The 20,082-nt window shown below is 52.4% G+C and carries 19 protein-coding genes; 11 read left to right on the top strand and 8 right to left on the bottom strand.

The window, feature by feature from the left end; all coding sequences use genetic code 11:
• Window positions 1–34: 34 nt before the first annotated feature.
• From CJA_RS03685 to CJA_RS03675, 3 genes are all read right to left on the bottom strand, one after another.
• Window positions 35–2,215 (bottom strand): TonB-dependent receptor plug domain-containing protein, encoded by a 2,181-nt coding sequence (locus tag CJA_RS03685; protein WP_158304047.1) that lies wholly within the window; start codon window positions 2,213–2,215, stop codon window positions 35–37.
• 116 nt (window positions 2,216–2,331) lie between these two features.
• Complete coding sequence (locus CJA_RS03680; protein ID WP_012486417.1) at window positions 2,332–4,608, bottom strand: YfiR/HmsC family protein; 2,277 nt, start codon at window positions 4,606–4,608, stop codon at window positions 2,332–2,334.
• A 149-nt stretch (window positions 4,609–4,757) separates the two neighbouring features.
• Window positions 4,758–5,255, bottom strand: coding sequence for an FKBP-type peptidyl-prolyl cis-trans isomerase (locus CJA_RS03675; RefSeq protein ID WP_012486416.1), 498 nt, complete (start codon window positions 5,253–5,255; stop codon window positions 4,758–4,760).
• A 165-nt stretch (window positions 5,256–5,420) separates the two neighbouring features.
• Between CJA_RS03675 and CJA_RS18540 the strand changes: the two genes are divergently transcribed.
• From CJA_RS18540 to fabB, 4 genes are all read left to right on the top strand, one after another.
• A complete protein-coding gene (locus CJA_RS18540; protein ID WP_158304046.1) occupies window positions 5,421–6,158 on the top strand; it encodes a 4'-phosphopantetheinyl transferase family protein in 738 nt (245 codons plus the stop codon).
• 195 nt (window positions 6,159–6,353) lie between these two features.
• Window positions 6,354–7,316: a polyprenyl synthetase family protein gene (locus CJA_RS03665; protein ID WP_012486414.1), complete on the top strand. Its 963-nt coding sequence runs from the start codon at window positions 6,354–6,356 to the stop codon at window positions 7,314–7,316.
• A 109-nt stretch (window positions 7,317–7,425) separates the two neighbouring features.
• A complete protein-coding gene (fabA, locus tag CJA_RS03660) occupies window positions 7,426–7,950 on the top strand; it encodes a bifunctional 3-hydroxydecanoyl-ACP dehydratase/trans-2-decenoyl-ACP isomerase (RefSeq protein WP_012486413.1) in 525 nt (174 codons plus the stop codon).
• 118 nt (window positions 7,951–8,068) lie between these two features.
• The gene (fabB, locus tag CJA_RS03655) at window positions 8,069–9,280 is read left to right on the top strand and encodes a beta-ketoacyl-ACP synthase I (protein WP_012486412.1); all 1,212 of its coding nucleotides are present in this window, start codon (window positions 8,069–8,071) and stop codon (window positions 9,278–9,280) included.
• 75 nt (window positions 9,281–9,355) lie between these two features.
• On the opposite strand, the gene CJA_RS03650 is transcribed toward fabB, so the two are convergent.
• The gene (locus CJA_RS03650; RefSeq protein ID WP_012486411.1) at window positions 9,356–10,225 is read right to left on the bottom strand and encodes a sugar nucleotide-binding protein; all 870 of its coding nucleotides are present in this window, start codon (window positions 10,223–10,225) and stop codon (window positions 9,356–9,358) included.
• A gap of 134 nt (window positions 10,226–10,359) precedes the next feature.
• Here CJA_RS03650 and CJA_RS03645 point away from each other — a divergent pair, with 134 nt between their 5' ends.
• The 7 genes from CJA_RS03645 to tatC are packed head-to-tail and all read left to right on the top strand — an operon-like array spanning window position 10,360 to window position 14,771.
• Entirely contained in the window at window positions 10,360–11,652 is a 1,293-nt protein-coding gene (locus CJA_RS03645; protein WP_012486410.1) for an NAD(P)/FAD-dependent oxidoreductase, read from the top strand.
• On the top strand, window positions 11,652–12,470 hold the full coding sequence (locus CJA_RS03640; RefSeq protein WP_012486409.1) for an aldo/keto reductase: 819 nt from the start codon (window positions 11,652–11,654) through the stop codon (window positions 12,468–12,470). The genes CJA_RS03645 and CJA_RS03640 overlap by 1 nt, the downstream gene beginning before the upstream one ends.
• A gap of 24 nt (window positions 12,471–12,494) precedes the next feature.
• On the top strand, window positions 12,495–12,875 hold the full coding sequence (hisI, locus tag CJA_RS03635) for a phosphoribosyl-AMP cyclohydrolase (RefSeq protein WP_012486408.1): 381 nt from the start codon (window positions 12,495–12,497) through the stop codon (window positions 12,873–12,875).
• Window positions 12,876–12,877: 2 nt separating this feature from the next.
• Window positions 12,878–13,216 (top strand): phosphoribosyl-ATP diphosphatase, encoded by a 339-nt coding sequence (locus CJA_RS03630; RefSeq protein WP_012486407.1) that lies wholly within the window; start codon window positions 12,878–12,880, stop codon window positions 13,214–13,216.
• Between the two features lie 55 nt (window positions 13,217–13,271).
• Window positions 13,272–13,526: a twin-arginine translocase TatA/TatE family subunit gene (gene tatA, locus CJA_RS03625; protein ID WP_041551019.1), complete on the top strand. Its 255-nt coding sequence runs from the start codon at window positions 13,272–13,274 to the stop codon at window positions 13,524–13,526.
• Between the two features lie 13 nt (window positions 13,527–13,539).
• Complete coding sequence (gene tatB, locus CJA_RS03620) at window positions 13,540–14,025, top strand: Sec-independent protein translocase protein TatB (protein ID WP_012486405.1); 486 nt, start codon at window positions 13,540–13,542, stop codon at window positions 14,023–14,025.
• Window positions 14,022–14,771 (top strand): twin-arginine translocase subunit TatC, encoded by a 750-nt coding sequence (tatC, locus tag CJA_RS03615; RefSeq protein WP_012486404.1) that lies wholly within the window; start codon window positions 14,022–14,024, stop codon window positions 14,769–14,771. Before tatB ends, tatC begins: the two co-directional genes overlap by 4 nt.
• A gap of 34 nt (window positions 14,772–14,805) precedes the next feature.
• On the opposite strand, the gene CJA_RS03610 is transcribed toward tatC, so the two are convergent.
• From CJA_RS03610 to CJA_RS03595, 4 genes are all read right to left on the bottom strand, one after another.
• The gene (locus CJA_RS03610) at window positions 14,806–15,015 is read right to left on the bottom strand and encodes a DUF2061 domain-containing protein (RefSeq protein WP_041551017.1); all 210 of its coding nucleotides are present in this window, start codon (window positions 15,013–15,015) and stop codon (window positions 14,806–14,808) included.
• 122 nt (window positions 15,016–15,137) lie between these two features.
• Window positions 15,138–15,608, bottom strand: coding sequence for a CYTH domain-containing protein (locus CJA_RS03605; protein WP_041551015.1), 471 nt, complete (start codon window positions 15,606–15,608; stop codon window positions 15,138–15,140).
• 343 nt (window positions 15,609–15,951) lie between these two features.
• Window positions 15,952–17,862 (bottom strand): alpha-amylase family protein, encoded by a 1,911-nt coding sequence (locus tag CJA_RS03600; protein WP_012486400.1) that lies wholly within the window; start codon window positions 17,860–17,862, stop codon window positions 15,952–15,954.
• Window positions 17,863–17,952: 90 nt separating this feature from the next.
• Entirely contained in the window at window positions 17,953–19,971 is a 2,019-nt protein-coding gene (locus tag CJA_RS03595; RefSeq protein ID WP_238526815.1) for a glycoside hydrolase family 97 protein, read from the bottom strand.
• Between the last annotated feature and the right edge of the window lie 111 nt (window positions 19,972–20,082).

The following is a 20,082-nucleotide window of genomic DNA, read 5'->3' as shown; positions in this document are numbered from 1 at the left end:
CATCCACTTTATATGTATCTATGGGAATTATCGACTACTGAAAACGGTAATTGAATGTCAACCAAATACTACGCCCAGTCAATGGATAATCATCAGGAATTTCATAGGTACTGGGTTCACGGGCATCGGTATTAAACGCATTGCGAACAGATAAAGACAAATCGAGCTGAGGGAGAATCTCCTCTCGCTGCAGGGTAAAATCCAGCAAGTTGTAATCCTCAATGGATGAGCGCACATCATCTGATTGACGTTGGCGATCCATGACCCAATTCCACTGAGTATGAAGACACCATCGCGGCAAAAAATCCCAACGGGAAGAAAATAAAAATTGCCGTCCAGGAGCATCCGCGATAGCAAATCCAGTCTGTTTATCATGCGCATTCTGATAGGCATAGCTCGCATTCAGCCACCAATTGGCAACCGGATTCCAAGTCAGTTCCCATTCAAACCCTTCGCCATCCTGATCGCGCGCATTGCGTGCCGTTTTAGTCTGAGTAGCAATATCCTGGGAGAACTCAATCAAACCACTGGCCTCGTAATAAAACAACGTGAGGTTGGACTGCATGTCTCTGCTCAAGCGGTAATTAAACGATAACTCTATTGTATCTATCTGTTCAGGATGCAGGTTAGGATTGCCGATAGATACCGGATTGTTTTGATACCCGAGTTCAGAAAAAGAGGGGGCACGAAAGGCACTGCCATAAAGTAACTTGGTCGTCAGTTCATTACTGGCTGACCACACCAGTGCGAGCCTGGGGTTGGTGGTACTGCCAAAATCTTCATAGTAGTCAAAACGAACGCCGGTTGTTAACTCCAGGGATGATGTAAGCCGCCATTCATCCTGTATAGAGGCATATTGGATGTGGCGAGCCCTATCCCCAATAAAAACAAAGGGTGTCCTGGTAACATCCACCAGTTGGCCGGATACTTCCGTTTCGGTACCATCCAAAACACCAGGGCCATAGTTTTTACGCTCTTCACTATCAATAGCCTGGCGACGCATACCCAGTGCTAAACGAAAGCGATGATTGTCCCAACCATTCCAGATATTAATCCAATCAATTTTTGACTCACGCACAGTGCCGCCCGGATTGCCTATGACACCATCCGGGAAATAAACCATATTAGTAGCATCGAAGTTAATGTTGCCGTCAGCGCCTATTGGCAAACGGCTGCCCTCGGGGAAAAGAATGAAGGTCACATCCTGTCCATAGTCAAAATGGCTAATACTTACACTACTGTCCCACCCTTGAATCCCCGTATTAAAGTGGTATGCACTATCCAGCAACCAAATTTGACTATCCTCATTGCCACGGAAATCAAGAGCTTGCGCGCCACCAGCCCCCAGACCGGCATTCCGGGATATCCAATTCCAGGCATTTAACTGCCATTTTTCCGTGTTCAGGGCCAAATGACTGTTCAGGATTTCATAGGACGTTGCTAATGCACCAGGCGCAAGTGAAGCCTGTGTCCCCAAAACGGCATCCAGGGTAGATTGCATATCTGCTCGCACAATACGCTCATCATCGCCATTACTCGTCATATAAGTAGAGCTAAAAGCAATGCCGACATCCCCCCAGCGACCAGCTGTTTCAACCCATAGCTCACGCGAATCAAAGGAGCCAGTACGCCCTCCCACACGCGTCACGTCCACAGCTGCCGCATCCTTGGTTATGACATTAATAACCCCCGAATAGGCATCCGCTCCGTAGATAGCAGAGCCTGGACCTCGAATCACCTCAACACGATCAATGCTGGTAATCGGCAACCGCAAGAGTGCAGGACGACTTCCCTGCAAGCTCGATTGAATAGGTACGCCATTAAGAAGCAACAACACATGGGGATTAAAGCCTGTGTGTATTCCACGAATGGAATACACAGCATCCAGGCGACTTAGTGAAGAAAGGGAAACATGAAGCCCAGGAACCGTTTCAAGTACCTCATCAAGCGTACGTGCCCCCATGTTACGAATATCATCGGCAGTAATAACAGATGCCGTCGCAGGTGCACGATCCAATGGAGTGCTGTTTCCCGTCGCAATAGAAATCTGCACCTGGGCCAGCTCGGCCAGGGACATGTTGAAAATATCATCCCCGCTCCCTGCACTGGCCAGCGGAGAAAACGCAAATAACAGGGCAACTGCCCGCACCAATAGTGCACGACAAAAACACCTGGAATTTGGAAATTCAATCGAAGCAAAAACCTTTCTAGCCATAATGGCAGCCCGGAATCTGGTACCTGCGTACAGGGCAGAACCCCAAGTTCGCATTAACCGCGAAGGGGCATAGTTCCTTAACGATAGATGACGAAATACAGTGCGCAAGCGGCCCCCTAGTTTTTCGCACACAACTGCGCCAGGAGCAGTTGTGTTTCCTGATGGGGCAACAGATCTGCACCCTGCGCCGGGCTTAGCAGGAGGATAGTTACGCCTGCCGTTTGTGGATCGGCGCGCAAGGCATCTATCACAGAGGAGGCCGGGGCAAAGAGCGGGTCAATCACAACCGCTTGAGGTTGATGTTCACGCACCAACTGCAAACAGGATGCGACATCCGAAGCACAATGCAGCTGGTAAGACCGGTTTCCCAAACCCCGGGCAAGGCGCTCCAGTAATTGGGGATACTCCTCAACAATGACCAGGTGGGTCAGGGATTCATCCGCACCGGCAGGCATGACGGCCGCCGTTTCCGTTATGACAGCCTCAGGCTCCTGGTCTTTCGGGGCGGGAGGCACTATTGGCAATGGCAACTCAACAATAAATGTAGAGCCTTTACCCAGCTCGCTTTCAACACGGATACTGCCCCCCATCAACTCACACAATTGGCGGGTAATGGACAGTCCAAGGCCACTGCCCTGGTATTTACGCGTCGTACCCGAATCGGCCTGGCGGAATGGATCAAAAATATGTTGCTGCTGTTCCGGTGACATACCAATCCCGGTGTCGGCAACACTGATATAAATCTTTTCGGCGCGATGGTAAGCCTTGATGGATACCACCCCCTTGGGGGCAAACTTGCTGGCATTACCCAGCAGGTTGATCAGGATATGCAGCAGCTTTTCCGGGTCTGCCTTGGGCAGGCTTTCACCATCATCAACCTCCTGCACCACCTGGATTTCACTTTTTTCCAACAAGGGCGCAACGGTTCCACGTGCCTCGTCAACCAGGCTGGAGAGTCGCACCTCGGTAAGATCCAGATCCATGCTACCTGACTCGATCTTGGCCATATCCAGTACGCCGTTGATCAGGCGCAACAAACGTTCGCCATTATGGATAACACGCTCCAGATCTTTCACATGGCGATCATCGCTATCCAGTTTGAGCTCTTCAATCACCAACTCGGTGTACCCGATAATCGCCTGCAAGGGTGTGCGCAATTCGTGGCTCATCAATGACAGGAATTCACTCTTGGCCTGGCTGGCGTCCTCGGCTTTGCGCTTGGCAATAGCGAGGCGATCCTTGGCAATCTGCAGGTCCTTACTGTGGGCGGCAAGGCGCTGGTTGTCGCGCCGTTTCATGTGATAGGCCACAAAGATCGTGAAAATCAACAAGACACCGAGAATAACCAAACCCAACATATACCTGAGTGTGGTTTTCTGCGCATCCACGGTTTCATCAAGCCCGGCAATGGCGCGTTTCTGGGCAGCGATTTCAGCTTCCTGGATCCTGATAGTCTCATCAAGTTGGGTCAGGCGTTTTTCACGTGTTTCAATAGTGGTCGAAATGGTTTGCAGCTGGACTTTCTGTGCATTGAGTTCGCGTGTACGCTCATCCATTTCCTGCAGCAGCGCGGTGCGCTCCTGTTTATTTTTTTCCAGTTGTGCTTCCTGTTCTTGCAGCTGCAGGTTTTGGTTGGCAATCAGTGCATCGCTCTGGCGGATATTCTGGTTTAACTCAGCCAATTGCTGTTCCAACCGGCGATTCAGGGCGGCTTGCTCTTCGGTTTTGTCACTCAACTGGCGCAGGGTTTTCTCACGCGCCTGCAGTTGTTTTTGCATGGCGACCAGAGAGGCCTGCCCCTCGCGATAAAGTCGCGCTACATCAATCTCAGTCCCGCCATTGAGGATCAACTCCGGAAGGGGTTTAAGGCCATGGTTAATGATATTGGAACGGTTTACCTCAAATAGCAGACGATCATTACTGCTCAGCAGGTTAATCATCACCAGTTGCTGGTTGGGATAATCCGCTGTCACCAGCAATACCGGTTTGCTCTCCAGGGCGTCCAGCAATTCCGGCAAGACACGCCCACCCTCTGCATCCAGATAAACCATCTGATAGCGAACAAGATTACTGGTATTGGTGACACGCTCGACACGGATAGGCAGGTTGCGCAACTTCACTTTGCCCGCCAGTTGGGCCAGCTCTGCATACACTTGCTGGGTATCATTGCCATAAAGGGCGATATCAAATGAATCCAGTCCCGACTCATGGGGCCATTCGATATGCTTGGCAAAATTGTACAAATAAGAAGCAGTCAGCTTATGCCGACTGATAGTTTGAGCCTGTGCAATCACAGAAGACAAAAACAACAATCCCAGGCATAAACTGCAGCCCAGGGCAGTAAAACCACGAGTCGCGCGATTGCGCCCAAATGAAAGACAAGATATCAACATGCAATAGAAATCCGCTTATGGGCTGTCCATCGCACTCACTTTTTGATTGTCATGTCCCCAAGCATAGCTGCTCGTGAATAGCTTGGGTAGCAACACCCGCGCAAGTCCCGGACCAATGCCGATACGGGGACAGGAGTAACGAGCGGGAACTAGTCGTGATGGTGCCCGCCGACACCATGGGCATGGCCATGGGCAATCTCTTCGTCTGTCGCATCACGCACCGCTATAACGTCCAGGGCAAAATCCAGGTGCTTACCCGCCAGGGGGTGATTACTATCAATATCGACATTGAATTTACCCACCTTCAGGACAAGGGCTTCCCATGGGCCGTGCTGGGTGTTCACGGCGACTTTCATTCCCGGCTTGAGCTTATTTTTAAGCTTATCGTGATCGAGTAAATGTTTAACGGGGATACGCTGGACCGCACCTTCCTGACGCACACCGTATGCCTGTTCCGGAGTCAGGCTAACACTCACCTTATCGCCCACGGTTTTACCGTCAAGCGCCGCTTCCAATGCCGCCAGCAAGTTGTTATGTCCGTGCAGGTAAAGGGTTGGCTCCGCATCATAGGAAGACTCGATCTCATCGGCCCCGGTTTCGCTCAAACGGTAATGAAAACTGACAACTTTGTCGGCAGTGATTTGCATGCTAACTCCAAATCCACAAAAGATATTTCGTCTAATTAACAAGGTGCTGCGCCAGGCGCGGCCGCGAATTGTCGCCTATTTGTGTACAAGTCGCAAAGTCGCCTATGATGCCGCGCAATTATCCTCTTCACCAGCATCCTTTTTATGGATACCGGCATGGTCGCTATGGCAAACATTTCTGACTCAGTAAACCCATTCAATATAAAGCGCCATGAAATTCACTTGTGGCGACTGGATATGCGCCAGCTTGATCAGGAAAGCATCGAAAATACAGCCGGCGCACTGTGTACTGCCGCAGAGTTGGCACGCGCCCAGCGCTTTGTCCGCGGTCGGCTTGAGCACCTGGCCACACGGATATTGCTGCGGCGCGTATTGGCCAATTACCTCGGCCAATCCCCTTCGGCCCTGGAGTTTGCACAGCATCCCAAAGGAAAACCCTATTTGGCCGATACCAACATTCTTTTTAACCTAAGCCACAGTGCGCAGGAGGCCTTGCTGGGTGTGAGCCACGGATTAAATATTGGTGTGGATATAGAGCAGAATAAAAGTCGCCTCAACGCCCTCGAATTGGCGACCCATTTTTTTGCAGACCATGAAACACATTGGTTACAACGCCTGGAACCTGAAGATCAGGAGCGCCAGTTCTATCGCCTCTGGACACTCAAGGAGGCCATGCTGAAAGCCCTGGGCACCGGCATTGCCTCAGGGCTGGATAACATCAGTTTCCAGTTGGACCAGGGCGCTATTATTTTTTCTACAACACTTCCCCTCGATACATCCAACTGGCAGTTTTTCCAATGGCAACTAGACTCGGGGACACAAGCGGCCCTCGCCGTGGAGTCTCCCGCCCCCCTGCAAATCCTCTGGCGGAATGCCCAAGGCCTGCTTGAAGAAAGCGCGTAGCCGCGGCGGGAGTTTTACTTGACTCACCCTCTTGGGCTGTTAGCATGGCCGCCAGTTTTGCCGCCCCCGGGTTTTCCTCACTATGGGCTCCAAAGCACGATCAGCCCGTAAAACCGGAGTGATCAGACCTGCACGCTAGTCCGGCATCAACGACCAGCCAACAGAACAGATAGACCCACAGACAAGATAAACACCATGCTGCCATTTCAACAGGTCGTTAAAGACGATTTCGCCGCTGTCAATCAATTGATTATCGACCAGCTCCATTCGGACGTCGGCCTGGTAGAGAATATTGGGCATTATCTGGTAGAGGCAGGCGGCAAGCGCCTGCGCCCGCTGCTGGTTATGCTGGCTGCCAAATCCCTGGGTTACACCGGCAAACAGCATCTTGATTTGGCGGCGATCATTGAATTTATCCACACCGCGACCCTGCTACACGATGACGTAGTCGATATGTCGCAGCTGCGTCGCGGCCGTCCCACCGCCAATGCCCAATGGGGCAATGCCCCCAGTGTGCTGGTCGGTGATTTCCTCTATTCGCGCGCATTCCAGATGATGGTCGCGATTGGCAGTATGGATGTCATGGCAATCCTCAGCGATACAACCAATACGATTGCGGAAGGCGAAGTACAACAATTGGTCAACGCCAAGGATCCAAATGTCACCGAAGAAAACTATTTCCAGGTCATTGATAAAAAGACGGCAATCCTTTTTTCTGCCGCCTGCGAAGTGGGCGGTGTGATCGCCGGCGCCAATACCCGGCAGCGCGAAGCGCTGCGCCATTACGGCTCCCATGTGGGTATCGCCTTCCAACTGGTAGACGATGCCCTCGACTACACGGGCGATGCGGCTACCCTAGGCAAAAATGTGGGTGACGACCTGGCCGAAGGCAAGCCCACACTGCCCCTGATCCACGCCATGCGTACAGGCACCAGGGCACAAGCCGAGCTGGTCGCCAATACCATACGCACGGGCGACGCCAGCCAACTCCATGCCATCCTGGAGGTTGTTAAAGCCACCGGCGGCATGGACTATACCCTGCAAGCCGCCCGCCGCCAGGTCGACCAGGCACTGAGCCAGCTCCAAACGCTGCCGGACAACGCGTATAGCCAGGCAATGCGCCAGCTAGCCGAGTTCTCACTGGCACGCACCTACTGATCCTGCACAGGCAGGCAACTGGACAACTGGGCCACAGCGGTTAGAATGGCGCACCTTGCGCGCCGCCTGCCGGATTGCGTCTGCCCGATAATCAAGTACCGGATATCCTATGACCAGCTTCCAACCCCAGAGCTCTTACAGTCGCGATGATTTGATCGAGTGCGGCAAAGGCAACCTGTTCGGCCCCGGCAATGCACAATTGCCCCTGCCCAATATGCTCATGCTCGACCGCATTACGCATATCAGCCACACTGGCGGTGAGTTCGGCAAGGGCGAGATTATCGCCGAGTTGGATATCAGCCCGGACCTCTGGTTCTTTGAATGCCACTTCCCCGGTGACCCCGTCATGCCGGGCTGCCTGGGATTGGACGCCATGTGGCAATTGGTAGGGTTTTTCCTCGGCTGGAAAGGCAACCTTGGCCGCGGCCGCGCCCTGGGTTGCGGCGAGCTGAAATTTACCGGCCAGATCCTGCCCACCGCCAAGAAAATCACCTATCACATTCACTTGAAGCGCGTGATTGAACGCAAGCTGATCATGGGGATTGCTGATGGCCGGGTTTCCTGTGACGGCAAGGACATCTATTTCGCCCATGATTTACGGGTCGGCCTGTTCCAGAACACTGACTCTTTCTAACCATCTCAGCCAAAGGCAGACATTTTGCGATCTATGGCATAATGCCCGCCCTGTCCCGCCGACAATTAAGCCTTTAAATGCAGGCACTGTAATGAGTGTAAATAAGTAGAGGTAGCCTATGAGACGCGTTGTTGTTACCGGCATGGGGATTATTTCCTGCCTGGGCAATAATCTAGCCGCCGTATTGGACGCGCTGCGCAATGGTCGTTCCGGCATCAAATTTCAGGAAACTTACCAACAAATGGGTTTTCGCAGCCAGGTCGCCGGTTCTATTGATATCAACCTGAGCGAGCTGATTGATCGCAAGATACTGCGCTTTATGGGAGATGCAGCCGCCTTCGCCTATCTGTCCATGCAACAGGCAATTGCCGATGCTGGCCTGAGTGAAGACAAGGTCTCCAACGAGCGCACCGGTATTATTATGGGTTCCGGTGGCGCCTCCTCCATGAACCTGGTGGAAGCCGCAGACATACTGCGCGAAAAAGGCCTCAAACGCGTTGGCCCCTATCGCGTAACCCAAACCATGGGCAGTACCACCTCGGCATGCCTGGCAACCCCCTTCAAGATCAAAGGGGTCAACTACTCCATTTCCTCTGCCTGTGCCACCAGTGCCCACTGTGTCGGCAATGCCATGGAGCTGATCCAGTTGGGCAAGCAGGACATCGTCTTTGCCGGTGGCGGTGAAGAAGAGCACTGGACCCTGACCGCACTGTTCGATGCCATGGGCGCGCTTTCAACCAAATACAACGAAACCCCGGATAAGGCCTCCCGCGCCTACGATGCCAATCGCGACGGATTTGTGATTGCGGGCGGCGGCGGTTGCCTGGTACTGGAAGAATACGAACACGCCAAAGCGCGCGGTGCCAGGATCTATGCCGAAGTGGTCGGCTATGGTGCCACCTCTGACGGTTATGACATGGTCGCCCCTTCCGGGGAAGGCGCAGTGCGCTGTATGAAGCAGGCCCTGGCGACAGTGGATGGCCCTATCGACTACATCAATTCCCACGGTACTTCTACCCCTGTGGGTGATTTGGCAGAACTGAAAGCCATCAAGGAAACCTTTGGCGACCAGATTCCGGCTATCAGCTCTACCAAGTCACTGACCGGTCACAGCCTGGGAGCAACCGGTGTGCAGGAGGCTATCTACAGCCTGCTGATGATGGCAAACGACTTTATCTGTGCCTCGGCCAATATTGAGTCCGTCGATCCGGAAGCCGAGGGAATACCGATCGTGCTGAAACGCCAGGACAATGTGAAGCTCAAGCGTGTGATGTCCAACAGTTTTGGCTTTGGCGGCACCAACGCCACCCTGGTATTCCAAAGCATTTAAATGTCGCCCCCATAAAAAAGGCCACCTCCCCCTGGAGTGCGGCCTTTTTTATTGTGCCCCTTATTAAAGACAGGATCACTCTCCACGATTGTGGAGCCACTGCTTCACCAAGGGCAGCAAACTGGGACGCCAGGAGCGCGCCTGCACACCAAAGCAGTCGCGAATCACACGGCAGGTGAGAATCGCGCTGGCAGGCTCATCGGTATTTTCATCATCAATAATGGTCAAGCTGGGTTCGGCCGTCAGCAGTTGTTGCTGGATTAATAACTGCAATAACTGCTCGGCAAACTCTTCCTGGGTACAGGCATCGCCTGAGCAATAATGCATGATGCCCCAGTTGTCGGAACCACAGCTGATCTGTTTATACAATCCCACCAATACCCGCGCCACATCAGCCAGGGTTGTCGGCGCCCCCCGCAAACGCCGATTGGCTTGCACCGCCTGTCCGCCCAGATATCCCCCCAACAAGCGGGTCAGCAGGTTATCGCCATAGGCACCAATCACCCAGCCCAGACGCAGGCAGATATGCCGCGGACAAAGGCGGGCAATGGCCTGCTCGGCCGCCACCAGGGTTTTCCCCTGGGCAGTTACCGGGTCAACATTGTCTTTTTCACTGTGGGTACTTTTGCTATTCCCGCTAAACACCTGGTACCCCGATAGATGGATCAGGGGAATATCGGCATCAGCACACGCGGCCGCCAGGTGGGTAGCGGCGGCGAGATAGGCATCCTGTCCATCCCGGGTATCCAATGTATCCCAGGCATAATTATTAATAACCAGTTCCGGGCACTTTTGCTGGATATAGGCAGAGACAGACTCGGCATGACGCCAATCCACATCCTCCGCTTGCGGTAAGAGGAGGTTGACAGACTCACGTTCCAGGTCATGGTGAAGTGCGCTGCCAAGGGGAGAGTTCGCCTGGGTCAGGAGTAGCTTAAATAACATAAGTACTAGAAATTCCTTGGGTTTCCCGGCAGTTTACCAGTCGCAAGCACCAGATCAATCCCGGCAATCAACAAGGGTATTTCAAAGCCGAAAGGCTTATACTGCGCCGCCACAGCCACACCATTACCGGTTCCATGAGCAATTCGCTGCCAGACTCTGCTATTCACACCCTTCAACTCGATCTCGCCATTATCGGCGGCGGGGTAGCCGGGTTATGGCTGGCCAATCGCGCCAAGTCTGCCGGCTATGAACTGGCGCTGTTTGAATCCCATGGTCTGGGTAGCGGGCAAACCCTCGCCTCCCAGGGAATGATCCACGGTGGGATGAAATACACCCTGGCGGGTGCACTGACCGGCGCCTCGGAAGCCATCGCCGACATGCCGCGCTACTGGCGCGATTGCCTGTGCGGCGAAGGAGAGGTCAACTTGCGCCACACGCGCATCCTCAGCGACCACTTTTTCATGTGGTCGACCCAGAGCCTTGGCAGCAAACTCACCGGCTTCCTTGCCAGCAAGCTGACCCGGGGCCGGGTAGACACTGTCAGCGATGATCGCCGCCCCCCCCTCTTACGCCATAAAGAGTTTAACGGCAGCCTCTATCGCCTTGAGGATCTGGTTATTGATACCCCCAGCCTGGTAGCCAACCTCGCCAACAATGTTGCAGGGCGCTGTGTAGCGCTGGATTGGAACAACGCTCACCTTGAACGCACCGCCGCAGGTGATGTGCAACTGCATATAAACCACCCCCAAAACGGAACCATCCGTATCCAGGCCAACTGTTTCGTCTTCTGTGCCGGCCAGGGTAATGCCGAGCTGCTGCGGAAATTAAACCTGGATAGCCCGGCCATGCAGCTTCGCCCTCTGCAGCAAGTCATGGTTAAGCACACACAGCCCTTCGATTTTTACGGCCACTGCCTGGGCGCGGAAACCACCCCGCGGCTGACCATCTCCAGTCACCGCCTGCCGCTGGGTGAGCGCATTTGGTACCTCGGCGGCAGCCTGGCTGAGCGCGGCGCAAGCCTGGATGCAGACGATCTGATTGCACTGGCCAAACAAGAGCTGGCCGAGTTGTTACCCTGGGTGGATTTAACCCATGCCGAATGGGCCACCTTACCCATTAACCGCGCCGAACCCCGCCAGCCGGGCTTGACTCGTCCCGACAAAGCCTTTGTTGCACCGGCAAAGGGCGCCACTAACCTGCTGGTAGCCTGGCCAACCAAGCTTACCCTTGCCCCCAACCTGGCCAGTGAAACCCTGACACAGTTACCTGCCCCACTGGGGCTTCCCAAGGTTAACCCCGGCGAGTGGCTGCCCCTGGCCCCTATTGCAAAAACCCCATGGGAATTGGCATTTCCTCCTGCTATCAGCACCGAGGAGCGCCTGGCGCTGATGTTTCCCGAAGCAGATGACGATGAGGAGTTTGCCTGATGTTGCCGCGCCGCCGCCTTGGCCTGACAGAACTGGAGCCCGGCATCATTAGCCTGGGAACCGTCAAATTTGGCCGCAACCAAAGCGTCAAATACCCGGACTCGTTCAATTTGCCAAGCAACGAGCAATTGCGCGAGTTGCTGGCCGCTGCACGCGACCTGGGTGTCAACCTGCTCGATACGGCGCCGGCCTACGGCTTCAGCGAGGAGCGACTGGGTGACCTGCTGCGCGGGGAGCGGCAATCCTGGATCATTTCCACCAAAGTGGGTGAAGAGTTTGAGCCGGATAAATTTGCGCAGGAGGGACGCTCCTGGTTCGATTTCAGCGCCAGGCACACACGCGCCAGCATAGAGCGAAGCATGCGTCGCCTGCGTACCGATTACCTGGATATAGTGCTGATCCACTCTGATGGCAACGATCTGGATATCCTGGAGCAGAGCCCGGTTATCGATAGCCTGTGCCGCCTGCAGCAGGAGGGCTGGATACGCGCTATAGGCATCTCCAGCAAGACAGCGGAAGGCGGACTCAAGGCCGCAGAGCTCTGTGACCTGGTCATGGTGACCTACAACCCACAGAATCCCCATGAGGAAGCCGTTATTGACCGCTGTCGCGACCTCGGCAAGGGAGTGCTACTAAAAAAAGTTCTCGCCAGCGGCCATATCTGCCATGATGCGCCCGCCTCAGGTAAAGATGCCCTCGAACAAGCCCTGGCCTTTGCGCTGGGCAAGCCAGGCGTGACCAGTGCAGTCATAGGCACCATCAACCCTGCACACCTGCGCGCTAACTGCCTTGCCGCCATGGCCGTTTTACACGATTAATACGCAAAACCGGAGAGAAATCCGATGAAAGACTGGCTCGATAGCGTAAACTGGAATGCCGATGGCCTGGTACCTGCCATCGCCCAGGATGCCACCAGCGGCCGTATCCTGATGATGGCCTGGATGAATCGCGAGTCACTGCGACTGACCGCCGAGAAACAACAAGCTATTTACTGGTCGCGCTCACGCAACCAGTTGTGGCACAAAGGGGAAACCTCAGGCCATGTACAGCATGTGCGTGAAATACGCCTGGATTGCGATGAAGACGTTATTGTTTTACAAGTTGTGCAGGAGGGTGGAATAGCTTGCCATACCGGGCGCGAATCCTGTTTCTACCGGGTTTTCCGCAACGGTGAATGGGTAGCGGTAGACCCGGTATTAAAAGATCCTGCCGAGATATATTAAGTATGAGCAACGACATTCTTAAACAATTGACTGAGATACTGGAAACGCGCAAGCAAAATGCCGACGCAGACAGTTCCTATGTGGCCAGCCTGCACAAAAAAGGCCTGAACAAGATTCTGGAAAAAGTGGGCGAAGAGTGTACAGAAACCCTTCTCGCCGCCAAGGATGCACAAACCAGTGGCGATAACACAGATCTCATCTATGAAACCGCCGATCTCTGGTTTCACAGCCTGGTGATGCTTTCACACCTGGGCTGCTCTGCCGAGGATGTACTCAACGAACTGGCGCGCCGCTTTCATGTTTCCGGCATTGCCGAAAAAGCAGCGCGCACGTCACAATAACTGACCAGCACCACCAACTCAGGTGGGCTTATTACTGCAATTTGAGGAATCTATCATGGGTATCAGCGGTATCAGCATTTGGCAATTACTCATCGTTCTGGCCATCGTGGTTATGCTTTTCGGCACCAAGCGCTTACGCACGCTGGGCAGCGACCTGGGCAGTATGATCAAGGGGTTTAAAAGCTCCATGAACAATGGCGAAGAAGGCGATAAAAACAAAGAAGAGCCGACCAAGCCCCAGTCTGTTGAGGACAAGAGCGCCGGTGTGAATAGCGCAACTGTCCACGAGAAATCCGACCAGAAACACTGAGTGAGCCACACGCGTGTTTGATATAGGTTTTACGGAGCTCCTGCTCTGCCTGGTTGTGGCGCTGGTTGTAATAGGGCCAGAGCAACTCCCCGAGACAGTGCGCACGATCGGTTTGTGGATAGGCCGTCTCAAACGCAGCCTGCGCGAAACCCGCAGCGAAATTGAGCGGCAAATCGGTGCTGACGATATCCGTCGCCAGTTGCATAACGAAGAGATTATGCGCAGCCTGGAAGAGACACGCCGCTCCATGGAGGAAGCAATCCAACAAGGTGAGCAACAGGCCCAGGCAGCACTGGATCCCGACGAGGAAGCCCGTCGCCAGGCACAGCAACGCGACTACGGTGCACCGGAGGAGCTGCCCGATCACGCCCATCAAACAGCAGCAGCGCATTCCACGCCCATTGCAGATAATCAGCAGCCCGCGGAGGCAAGCACACCTCACCAGGAGCAAACAGCGTCGGCTGATGCCCCACCCCAGCCAGATCCTACCAAACCATGACAGCATCCGATAAAGAACAACCCCTGGTTCAGCACCTACTGGAGTTACGCACACGCCTGCTGCGCACTTTCTTCTGTTTGCTGATTATCTTTGTGTGCCTTTTTCCGTTTGCCACCCAGATTTACGCCATTATCTCAGCGCCACTGCAGGCTGTATTACCCCAGGGTACCAGCATGATTGCAACGGATGTCATATCGCCATTTTTGACACCGTTAAAGCTGACCTTTTACGTAGCGCTGTTCTTAAGCGTCCCCTATATGCTCTATCAAATCTGGGCATTTATCGCGCCGGGCCTTTATATACATGAGAAGCAATTGGCAGCGCCTCTGCTGATCTCTAGCGTGTTGTTGTTTTTTACCGGAATGGCTTTTGCGTATTTTCTGGTACTACCCATGCTGTTTAATTTCACCATGGGCATTGAGCTGGAAGGTGTCAGTGCCATGACTGACATTACCAAGTACCTGGACCTGGTACTGCACATGTTGCTGGCGTTTGGATTTGCCTTTGAAATCCCGGTTGCAACCGTTCTCATGATTCACTCAGGTATCGTCAGCGCTGACAGCCTGGCGAGCAAACGTCGCTATATTGTCGTTGGTTGCTTTGTCGTGGGGATGCTGTTAACTCCGCCAGACATCTTTTCCCAAACACTGCTTGCTATTCCCATGTGGATGCTCTTTGAAGCGGGCCTCTTCTTCGGGCGCCTTGTGCAGAAACGCAGCGAAGAGCGCGCCCGTAAAGAGACCTGAGCACACGAGAGAGTGGGGATATCGCTATCCCCGCCTACACACTACTGGCAAAGACATCCTCAATAACGCCCTTATTAGCTTCAATTTTCTTCCAGGCTATTTCATGGAAGAAGAAAGCAACAGTGTTAATCGCAGGCTCCACCAAGGCCATGGCCCCCCCAATCAAAACACTACCGGTAAAGGCATAGCCCACAGCGAAGGCAACACTGAAGTGAACGACAGCGAATGATGCAGTTTTGGCCATGATATTAATCCCCCATCTTCTGATCTGTGGCCGGCATAGGTACCAGCCCATGGATTCATACTAGGCAATTAATAATCATTATCAAAGAAAATTGATTTGATATAGCTGATAGAAACCAGCTATTAATCGTTGTTCTGCCATTGGATATAGGGGTAGCGGGAGAGATTGGCATTGTAGTAACGGGAATCGTTTGTTACTTCCAGGCCAACCCAGTCGGGTCGCTCAAACTCGGTGGACTCATCCGGTAACTCTATTTCGGCCACCACCAAGCCTGTATTTTCCCCCAGAAATTCATCCACTTCCCACACAAAGCCGGCATGGAGGATGTTACGGCGATACTTTTCAATTAGCGGCTGCTCACACAAGCACAATAATTCCCGCGCATCAGGCACAGGGATCGGATACTCAAACTCACAGCGGCGAGCCCCCTGATTCGCCCCTTTGACAGTCAGGAATGCCTGGTTATTTGCAATGCGCACGCGTACTGTCCGCGCCTTGTCACGATTCAGATAACCTTGCGCATAATAAACAGCAGGCACCTCGCGCCAAGTCTCCCCGACAACCAGGAATTTTCGTTCAATTTCAATGGGCATTTGCACGCAACCTTACCAACTTGTCCGGTAAAAACGTCCCGCAGAGATATAGAACTCCACGGAGGGTAAGCGGCAGCTTAAATAAGATTTGGAGGGAATAACAGCAGGAAATAAAATAAAAAAAGTGGCGCAGCAAGCTGCGCCAAGTTATCAACAGCGACGATAAACAACAAAAAAATGGAGAAGAGATAAACTGCTGGAGTTTCCCACAGGAGACTTGGTGAACTCTTGCAATAAGTTCATAGTAGACATGGCGCCGAATAACAACAACTGACTACATACGTATTCATAAGCGCCACAGGCTATACATACGTATGCAGTTCAGTCATCAATACCAAAGCCTTCAAGGCTTATCAGAAAACACCAAAACCAGGCTCTGCAAAGGCGCCAATTGGACAGGCACACTCGCCTTGCCATCAGCCACCGATAAGACATATTGCCGGCTGGAGTCAGCCAAGGCATCACTCAGACGATAGTCGCCCTGTTGTAATTGCCACTGTTGGATTAATGCCGGAGGCAATTGCAGGGAAACCTCAGCGGCAGCACTTGCATCAAAATTGCTGACGACAATTAATCGCTCAGAAGCCGCCTTCCAGCGCACAAAAGAAAACAAGCGACCGTTATAACCCGGTGCCTGATCGCGGTTAAACCGATGGATTTCCTGGTACTCGCCCAGAAGCGCCGGGTGCACAGCAGAGAAGCGCATTAATTTCACATAGAAATCGCGTAACCCGCGCTCCTCACGACTTAGTGCACCACCATCAAACTTGCCTCCATTCATCCAGCGTTGATGATGGGGTACGCCGGCATAATCAAAAATCGTTGTGCGCGATGGGTCGCCAAACCCGGAGTCTATCGCTCCCGGTTCACCCACTTCCTGCCCAAAATAAATCATTGTGGGAGAGCTGCCGATTAATGCCGATACCACCATCGCAGGCTTTGCCTTTTCTGGACTTCCGGCGAATTCTGGGCTGGCAATTCGCTGCTCGTCATGGTTCTCCAAAAAATGCAGCATGTGATGCTCAATATCTGCCAGTCCCTGCTGTATAGGGATCAACACATCGGTTTCCACTTTACCCTGGATGATCTCTTTCAAGCTGTCATACATTTCGACTTTGTCGTAGAGATAGTCCATTTTTCCAAGATGGATATAATCCCGGTAGGCTTTTGGGTTATAGATTTCAGCCAGCAAAAAAGCGTCAGTTTTTTTTTGTTTAATCGCCGAGTTGAGGTAACTCCAGAACTCTACCGGCACCATTTCCGCCATATCAAAGCGGAAACCATCAACACCTTTATCCAACCAATATTCTGCAATCTGACGAAACTTGATCCAGGAATCCGGGACAGACTTGTCCTGCCAGAATGCCACATGCTCGGCGATACTTTTATGGGCATAATCTGCCGGTAATTCCGGGAAATCCTTCGAGCCATCCGGGCGAACACCATAATTTATTTTTACCGTCTCATACCAATCATCCGCCTTGGGTTGCGCCAGGCGTGAACCATTACCGGTCCACTTGGCGGGAACCTCCTCAAACAAACCATCACTCAATGGATGGGCTTCACCGCCAAGAGGCTGATAACCATTGACTGCCTCAGGCACAGCAAATGCCTCACCAATCACATAGTAAAAATTATTAGCGCGCGCATACTCTTTGGTCGTATCGTCAGTTGCACCAAAATCCTTTACACCTTCCGGCTTGGCCAGAGATTCATAGCGGCGGGCAACATGGTTGGGCACTATATCGATGATGACTTTCATCCCCTGTTGGTGCGTGCGCGCAATCAATGCCTCAAACTCCTCAATCCGCTTGGCCGGATCGGTCGCAAGATCAGGATTCACACTGTAATAATCCTTGACCGCATAGGGTGATCCCGCCCGGCCTTTAACAACATCCGGATCATCGTTGCTAATGCCATAAGTTGTGTAATCTCGAATAACCGCATGGTGGGGAACACCGGTATACCACACATGGGTAACACCCAGTTCCTTAATACCTGCCAAGGCCTTTTCGGTAATATCGTTAAACTTGCCTACACCGTTTTCCTCAATCGTTCCCCAGGGCTTATTGGTTGTATTGGTATTTCCAAATAAGCGGGTAAACACCTGGTAAACCACAAACTTACCCTGTGCTTGAGGCTCTGGCAGAGTATTGACTGGCGACGCCTGTATCACTGGCACCGGCTCTTCCTGCTGTTTACTGCATCCTATAAACAGACTGCAAATAACCAGGCTGGCAATAATATTCCTCATCAAATCCCCCTTGACCGTTTGTTATCATGGTTTTAAAAATCATAAAAAAATAAAAAGCCGTCGCACAGGCAACGGCTTGGGTATTGGCAATTAGTTGATAGCTTTAAAACGGATGGCAACACCACCACTGGTACCTAATTTAAATTCCAGGGTATCGCCTGCAGATACCTTTCGCGTCTCAATCACCAAGTCATAGGGATTGGTTTTCCACTCCGCCTTGGGGCCATCGCGATAAATCTGGGCTTCATAGGATTTTCCCTTATCAAGGAAATCCAGGTTAATCGTTATATTTCGCGCATCCTCATCGGTGATAGCGCCGAGGAACCAGTCGTCCGCCTTGCGTTGTTTTCTGGCAATGACAACATAATCGCCCACCGCACCATCCAGTGCACGGCTCTCTTCCCAATCCGTAGGAACATCGCGAATAAACTGGAACCCAGGCTTCAGTGTTTTCCCATCCGCTTCCAGGTAGTTTTCAATTTGGTCAGCGGCCATTTGAATGGGACTATAAATAATGACATAGAGCGCCAACTCTTTTGCCAGGGTTGAGCGCACCCGGTTTTCTGCCTCCAACCCATAAGGCGCCAGATTAAAAATACCCGGCGTATAATCCATGGGGCCAGACAGCATCCGGGTAAAGGGCAATATAACCGTATGTTCCGGCGGGTTTGGTGGAGAGCCCCAGGCGTTGTACTCCTGCCCCCTGGCACCTTCACGTGAAATCCAATTGGGATAGGTCCGGCGCAGGCCGGTATCCTTGATGGGTTCGTGAGTATTGATACTGATATGGCGCTTTGCCGCCTCTGTGACCGAATGGAGGTACTCGCCCACCATAAACTGGCCATCGTGCCACTCGTTGCGCACTATGCGTTTTTCATCAATTCGCTTGGCTTTGCCGCCATCGGCCACATAGCCTGTTTTTACCTGGCTGACTCCATGCTTTTTATAAAGGTCAAAGGCCTCTCCCATTTGGTTGCGATAGTTGGTAACCGCACCTGATGTTTCATGGTGCCCCACCAGGCGTACTCCTTTTTCCTTGCCATAACGGGTAATCTCGGCAAGATCAAAATCAGGATAAGGCTTGGTAAAACTGAAAATATCACCGTTGTAGAACCAGTCCCCATCCCATCCCTCGTTCCAACCCTCAACCAGAACACCGTCAAAACCGTATTGCGCCGCGAAATCAATATAATGCTTGGTATTTTCCGTTGTCGCGCCATGTGTTGGCCCGGAACCCCAGGTATTGGCACCGACATGCATGCCCCACCATATACCAATGTATTTACCCGGCTTTACCCAGGACACATCACCCAGCTTATTTGGTTCATTTAAATTCAAAATCAATGAAGAATTAAGTAATCCCTTGGCATCCGGTGATATTTGGATCGTCCGCCAGGGCGACACAAATCCCAAATGGGTTTTCACCTTGATGCCATCATGCCAGGGCGTCAAATCAGCCTTCAGGATTCCATCGCGCTGCTGATCCAGTGTCATAGACGCATAATCAACCAATGCCGCTTCATGAATAGACAGATGAACACCCGATGGTAATTTAACAGTCAGGGGGGTATGCACACGATCAAATCCACTTAAAGGAGTTGTTTTATACAAATACTCATAGCGATTCCAATTGCGTGAAGGTATCCACCAGGCCGTTGTCTTTTGTGGCTCAGGAATCATAAATTCCGTTTTTTCATCCACGATTTCAATATAACCACGATGGTTATCTGCCAGGTCTTTCTGTTTGGGAACCTCATAGCGAAAACCCACACCATCATTGAAAGCCCGTACCCGCAATATCATTTGTTTCTTAGGCCGGTCTATGCCGGCAAACGTGATTGACAGTTCATGATGCAGATCATGCATAAGACGCTGCTCACCCCAGGGTTGCTCCCAGGTAGAGTCCACGCTGGCTGTGGTATGTTCCGCAATTTTAAGATTGCGCACAAACCCATCTACGTTCTTGAACTCCAGCCCCAACAACGACTTTTGTACAACCTCCTGTCCGCGATAGACAACCTTGTAATTGGGCACACCGGCGTCATCATTAACGATGAACTGGATATTTCCATCCGGTGATTTCACGCTCAGGGTGGCAGCGTTAGCCATTGCACTCGTCACAAGCGAAAAACTTAAAAAAAAGTAAACTTTATTATGTCTATTCATCATATTCCCCTGACATATCTCGGTGGATAACCGATCAAAAAACCTGGACATTGA

Source organism: Cellvibrio japonicus Ueda107, assembly GCF_000019225.1.
Taxonomy (GTDB): Bacteria; Pseudomonadota; Gammaproteobacteria; order Pseudomonadales; family Cellvibrionaceae; genus Cellvibrio; species Cellvibrio japonicus.
The sequence above is the reverse complement of the archived record's forward strand: the minus strand, read 5'-3'. Positions and strand labels throughout refer to the sequence as shown.

Bases quoted from the DNA above. Each gene is read 5' to 3' on its own strand.
- CJA_RS03685 (WP_158304047.1), bottom strand. From the start codon at position 2,215: ATGGCTAGAAAGGTTTTTGCTTCGATTGAATTTCCAAATTCCAGGTGT.
- CJA_RS03680 (WP_012486417.1), bottom strand. From the start codon at position 4,608: ATGTTGATATCTTGTCTTTCATTTGGGCGCAATCGCGCGACTCGTGGT.
- CJA_RS03675 (WP_012486416.1), bottom strand. From the start codon at position 5,255: ATGCAAATCACTGCCGACAAAGTTGTCAGTTTTCATTACCGTTTGAGC.
- CJA_RS18540 (WP_158304046.1), top strand. From the start codon at position 5,421: ATGGCAAACATTTCTGACTCAGTAAACCCATTCAATATAAAGCGCCAT.
- CJA_RS03665 (WP_012486414.1), top strand. From the start codon at position 6,354: ATGCTGCCATTTCAACAGGTCGTTAAAGACGATTTCGCCGCTGTCAAT.
- fabA (WP_012486413.1), top strand. From the start codon at position 7,426: ATGACCAGCTTCCAACCCCAGAGCTCTTACAGTCGCGATGATTTGATC.
- fabB (WP_012486412.1), top strand. From the start codon at position 8,069: ATGAGACGCGTTGTTGTTACCGGCATGGGGATTATTTCCTGCCTGGGC.
- CJA_RS03650 (WP_012486411.1), bottom strand. From the start codon at position 10,225: ATGTTATTTAAGCTACTCCTGACCCAGGCGAACTCTCCCCTTGGCAGC.
- CJA_RS03645 (WP_012486410.1), top strand. From the start codon at position 10,360: ATGAGCAATTCGCTGCCAGACTCTGCTATTCACACCCTTCAACTCGAT.
- CJA_RS03640 (WP_012486409.1), top strand. From the start codon at position 11,652: ATGTTGCCGCGCCGCCGCCTTGGCCTGACAGAACTGGAGCCCGGCATC.
- hisI (WP_012486408.1), top strand. From the start codon at position 12,495: ATGAAAGACTGGCTCGATAGCGTAAACTGGAATGCCGATGGCCTGGTA.
- CJA_RS03630 (WP_012486407.1), top strand. From the start codon at position 12,878: ATGAGCAACGACATTCTTAAACAATTGACTGAGATACTGGAAACGCGC.
- tatA (WP_041551019.1), top strand. From the start codon at position 13,272: ATGGGTATCAGCGGTATCAGCATTTGGCAATTACTCATCGTTCTGGCC.
- tatC (WP_012486404.1), top strand. From the start codon at position 14,022: ATGACAGCATCCGATAAAGAACAACCCCTGGTTCAGCACCTACTGGAG.
- CJA_RS03610 (WP_041551017.1), bottom strand. From the start codon at position 15,015: ATGGCCAAAACTGCATCATTCGCTGTCGTTCACTTCAGTGTTGCCTTC.
- CJA_RS03605 (WP_041551015.1), bottom strand. From the start codon at position 15,608: ATGCCCATTGAAATTGAACGAAAATTCCTGGTTGTCGGGGAGACTTGG.
- CJA_RS03600 (WP_012486400.1), bottom strand. From the start codon at position 17,862: ATGAGGAATATTATTGCCAGCCTGGTTATTTGCAGTCTGTTTATAGGA.
- CJA_RS03595 (WP_238526815.1), bottom strand. From the start codon at position 19,971: ATGGCTAACGCTGCCACCCTGAGCGTGAAATCACCGGATGGAAATATC.